3 protein-coding genes are annotated in these 2,401 nt (G+C 73.9%); 2 read left to right on the plus strand and 1 reads right to left on the minus strand.

Annotated features, from left to right (window positions below; translation table 11 throughout):
- Positions 1-460 (plus strand): fibronectin type III-like domain-contianing protein (locus AB0M20_RS38490; protein WP_364305858.1); only part of this gene is annotated, 460 nt, incomplete at its 5' end.
- A 13-nt stretch (positions 461-473) separates the two neighbouring features.
- Here the strand turns inward: AB0M20_RS38490 and AB0M20_RS38495 are convergent.
- Positions 474-968 carry a MarR family transcriptional regulator gene (locus AB0M20_RS38495; protein WP_364305860.1) on the minus strand — a complete coding sequence of 165 codons (495 nt, stop codon included), beginning with the start codon at positions 966-968 and terminating at the stop codon, positions 474-476.
- A 74-nt stretch (positions 969-1,042) separates the two neighbouring features.
- Here AB0M20_RS38495 and AB0M20_RS38500 point away from each other — a divergent pair.
- A partial coding sequence (locus AB0M20_RS38500) for an MMPL family transporter (protein ID WP_364305862.1) occupies positions 1,043-2,401 on the plus strand: 1,359 nt, incomplete at its 3' end.

Below are 2,401 nucleotides of genomic sequence, written 5' to 3' on the forward strand. Positions count from 1 at the left end.
CTTCGGGCTGTCGTACACCTCGTTCGACGTCATGGATCTGCGGCTCAGCGAGAAGGAGATGCCCACGGACGGCGAGTTCACCGCCACGGTGCGGGTGACCAACACGGGTAGGCGCGCCGGCACCGAGGTGGTGCAGCTGTATCTGCGGGACGTGGTCGCCGAGGTGACCCGCCCGGTGCGGCAGCTGATCGGCTTCGCCCGCGTGGATCTCGACCCGGGCTCGTCCTGCGACGTCTCGTTCCGCGTGCACGCCGACCGGGCGTCGTTCACCGGCCTCGACCTGACCCGCATCGTCGAGCCCGGCGACATCGATGTGCTGGTCGGCACGTCGGCGGCCGACGACGACCTGCCGTGCCGCGGCACGGTCCGGCTCACCGGTCCGGCCCGCGTGGTCGGCGCCGGGCGGGTGCTCGACACTCCGGTCAGCCGATCGGTCAGCCGATCGGACAGCCCCGGCTGATCGCGCCCGCCGGTCAGCCCGCCGGCCGGTCGCGGACGGCCTGGTGGTGCGCGGCGATCGAGTCGTACATCCCGCTCAGGAAGCGTTCGACGGTGCCCAGGTCCGCGTCGCTGAACTGGGCCATGACCCGGTCGGTGCGGGCACCCAGCGGACCGAAGAACTCCAGCGCCAGGGCCTTGCCGGGTTCGCCGTAGCGCAGGTGGATCACCCGCCGGTCGGCGCTCTCCCTGGTGCGGCGCAGGTGGCCCGCCCGTTCCAGGCGGTCGATGGCGGCGGTGGTGGCGCCGGAGGAGAGGCCGAGCGCCTCGCCGAGCCGGCCGGGGGTGAGCGGGTCGCCGGCGCCCTCGGCGTGCATCACCGCGATCAACGCCTGCAGGTCGGTGGGATGCAGGCCGTGGCGTGCGGCGAAGGCGTGCCCGACGTGCTGTGCCTCGACGCTGTAGGCACGGAGCAACTCGACGATCCGCTCGCGGAGCCGGTCGCGCTCCGTCTCTCGCTTCCGGTACACGCGCTCAGTGTTGCAGATCGCGTCGCCATGATGGAGACTCTCGACCATCGAGATTCTTTGTCATGGAGGCAGACATGTGGGCTCGCGCCGCTTTCGCCGTCGTCCTGGGCGTCCTCGTGCTGGTGTTCGCGCCCGCCGTGCGCATCTCCAACGACCCCACGGCGGTCCTGCCGGAGGCGACCCAGTCGGCGCGGGTGGCGGCCCTGGAGAGGACGCTTCCGTCCGGGCGGACGAACCCGGCCCTGGTGGTGTTCAGTCACGGCGGCGAGCCACTGACCGACGCGGAGCTGGATCGGGCACGGTCGCTGGGCACGCCCGTGGTGTCGGAGAACCGGGACGCGGCGCTGGTCTCGGTGCCGCTGCCGGGCGCGTTGCCCGCCGATCGGCTGATCGAGGAGGTGGAGGCGCTCCGGGCCCGGGCCACCGCCGGGTTGCCGCCGGGCGCGACCGCGCAGGTGACCGGCGGGGCGGGCTTCACGGCGGACATCGCGGACAGCTTCACCGGCGCGAACACCACCCTGCTCGTGGCCACCGTGATCGTGGTCGCGCTGCTGCTGCTGATCACCTATCGCAGCCCGCTGCTGTGGCTGGTGCCGCTGGCCGTCGTCGGGCTCGCCGACCGGGTCAGCACCGGGCTGATCGCCCTGGTGTCCAGGCACACCGATCTCGCCGTCGGCGACTCCACGGTCGGCATCGTCACGGTGCTGGTCTTCGGCGCCGGGACCGACTACGCCCTGCTGCTGATCTCGCGGTACCGGGAGGAGCTGCGCCGGCACGCCGACCGGCGGGAGGCGATGCGGGTGGCCACCCGCGGAGCCGGCCCGGCGATCGTCGCGAGTGCCGGCACGGTGGTGCTCAGCCTGCTGACGCTGCTGCTCGCCCGCCTCGGTGACACCGCCGCGCTGGGCGCGACCGCCGCGCTGGGCATCGGGGTCGCCGCGTTGTTCGCGCTGCTCGTCCTGCCGGCCGCGCTGGTGGTGTGCGGCCGCGGGCTGTTCTGGCCGTTCGTTCCGCGCGCCGGGGACACGGACCCCGCGCTGACACGCGGCGTGTGGGCCCGGGTCGGCCGGGGTGTGGCCCGCCGCCCGGGGCTGGTGACCGTGATCTCGGTGCTGATCCTCGGGGTGCTGTCCAGCGGCCTGGTCGGCACCCGGCTGGGCCTGTCGCAGACCGAGCAGTTCCGGGTGCCGGCCGAGTCGGTCGACGGACTGAAGACGCTCAGCCGCTACTTCCCGGCCGGCGCGGCCGACCCGGCGACCGTGCTCGCCCCGCCCGCGGCGGCCGACCGGGTGCTGGCGAAGGCGACGGCGACGCCCGGTGTGGCGCAGGCCCGGGTGGCGGAGCGCACCGCCGATCTCGTCCGCGTCGACGTGGTGCTGACCGCCGCACCGGACACCGCCGAGAGCTACACCACGATCCGCCGGTTGCGCACC

Source organism: Actinoplanes sp. NPDC051633 (assembly GCF_040681735.1).
Taxonomy (GTDB): domain Bacteria; phylum Actinomycetota; class Actinomycetes; order Mycobacteriales; family Micromonosporaceae; genus Actinoplanes.